Raw genomic sequence first — 1,138 nt, 5'->3', positions numbered from 1 at the left:
GGCTTAATTCAACCAGTGCATACCAAGTCTCGATAAATCACTGATAAGTACTGAATAATTTATGTGTCTTTAAAGCATTTCTTGTGATGGTAAAATGAAGGGTTTTGAGTTTTCTCAGAATGATTGGTAACCATTCATTATCATCCATATCAAGAAATTTACGTATAAATACAAATAAACTTAAATATCGATTCATGTATTTCGTTGCTACTCCACGGTAATTAGCTAATTGAGTTTTTATCATGCCATGGATACTGTTTACCGTATTGATATGTTCAACTTGATTATATGAATGATGTGTCTTTAGTGGTACTAGTTCACATTTCTCATTTTTTGCAAGTTGGTTATAACAAAAGGCTCCGTCAGAATAAATGACTGATTTTTTTACTAGCATTCTTTCGAAGTTATCAAGTATACTAATACTAGTTGGTTTACCATAACCGACTGCTTTAAATATCTCATGTCCATTTCTGTCTGTTGTGGTGACGATACATACTTGTTCATGGGATAAACCTCTAAAGTTTGAAGGCTCGCCACGTTTGCGAGCCTTTCTTTTAATATTACGAGACCCCTTTTGACTCTCTAATTCATATGTTTCGTCTATTTCAATAGTTCCACTTAGTTTTTCGTCATCAACTATAAGCAACTGTTCTAGGGCACATAATACTTTATGGCGATTCTCAAATACACATTGAATCGACAAATCTAACTTTGCCGCTGTTTCTTTGATTGGGACGCATGAGATTGTATCAAAAACAATTTGTTGAAACATACTACGTTCCAGTCTCGAGTACATGGTAATTAAACCAGAATTGTATGAGAATATTTTCTTACAGTCCTTGCATTGGTATCTTTGTTTACCACGACAGAATCCTTTTTTTATCATATTAGATTCCTTGCCACAACAAGGGCATACATCAGGTTTTGCATTTTTATCGATTTCGTTGAGTTTAAGTAGGTCAATCAATTTAGTTTCCAACATTCTTTTTTGAAATGGAGTAAGTGCAGCGATTGACTTCAATAATACAGATTGTTTCATAGTAGTTACCTTCCTTATTTTTATATGGTAATCTTACATTTCAATGTATCATCATACATGTAACAATCTAAGTTAGGTGCGCATCGGTTGAATTAAGCC

The 1,138-nt window shown here is 33.5% G+C and carries 1 protein-coding gene; it reads right to left on the bottom strand.

What is annotated here, in order from left to right:
• Nucleotides 1–37: 37 nt before the first annotated feature.
• On the bottom strand, nt 38–1,039 hold the full coding sequence (locus EDD63_RS11495; protein ID WP_134171456.1) for an IS1595 family transposase: 1,002 nt from the start codon (nt 1,037–1,039) through the stop codon (nt 38–40).
• Between the last annotated feature and the right edge of the window lie 99 nt (nt 1,040–1,138).

The sequence above is a fragment of the Breznakia blatticola genome (assembly GCF_004365815.1).
Classification (GTDB): domain Bacteria; phylum Bacillota_I; class Bacilli_A; order Erysipelotrichales; family Erysipelotrichaceae; genus Breznakia; species Breznakia blatticola.
The sequence above is the reverse complement of the archived record's forward strand: the minus strand, read 5'-3'. Positions and strand labels throughout refer to the sequence as shown.

What these genes read in the sequence shown, in the direction of transcription:
- EDD63_RS11495 (WP_134171456.1), bottom strand. Translation starts at nt 1,039, where the DNA reads ATGAAACAATCTGTATTATTGAAGTCAATCGCTGCACTTACTCCATTT.